We start from the raw sequence: 612 nt of genomic DNA, 5'->3' as shown, positions 1-612 counted from the left end.
ATATACTAAAGGATACTCAAGCCTTTACCATCAATTATCGAACAGAACAAATAAGAGATTACCTCAAATATCCTGGAGAGGAACTAATATCTGAACATCTACATATGATTAATGCCTTGAAAGAAATCCGAAATTATTGGAATCTTACTTCAGAAAAGGTAATCATAACAGATATCATACCTATTCCTCAGCCATGATAACCATGGTTTGCATATATAAAATAAATATATTACTTTTGCAGAGTAAAATTTAATTATTAACATTTTAATTTGTAGACTTATGAAAAATAATGAGTTATTAAAAAAGTATGCCGGTATCTCAACCCGTATCCGCAGAATCTTTGCTTATCACTACGACCAAATCCAACGGGAAGTACAAACAGAAATTTCAACACTTACCCCAGAATTACAGGGACAATTCATGGACTTAGTCATTGAATATATGGAAGAATCCATTAACTGGCCAGATCCCGATGACCAAGAAACATTCGAAAAACAATTACTCGGATAATGCCATGAAAACAATTGCCTACATCATAAGTACCTATCATATAGGTAGTCATAACTCAGATATCAGGGATGTACTCAAATCCTATATCATTGCCCGATACTA

The 612-nt window shown here is 33.0% G+C and carries 2 protein-coding genes; both read left to right on the top strand.

Annotation, left to right across the window (positions count from 1 at the left end):
* The coding region (locus tag IEV15_RS14650; protein ID WP_229734170.1) for a hypothetical protein at positions 1-197 on the top strand (197 nt) is incomplete at its 5' end.
* An 82-nt stretch (positions 198-279) separates the two neighbouring features.
* A complete protein-coding gene (locus IEV15_RS14540; RefSeq protein ID WP_188363262.1) occupies positions 280-510 on the top strand; it encodes a hypothetical protein in 231 nt (76 codons plus the stop codon).
* Positions 511-612 lie beyond the last annotated feature (102 nt).

Source organism: Flavobacterium orientale, from assembly GCF_014638005.1.
GTDB lineage: Bacteria > Bacteroidota > Bacteroidia > Flavobacteriales > Flavobacteriaceae > Flavobacterium > Flavobacterium orientale.
Note: the sequence above shows the minus strand (reverse complement) of the source record. Positions and strands in the feature narration are given on the sequence as shown.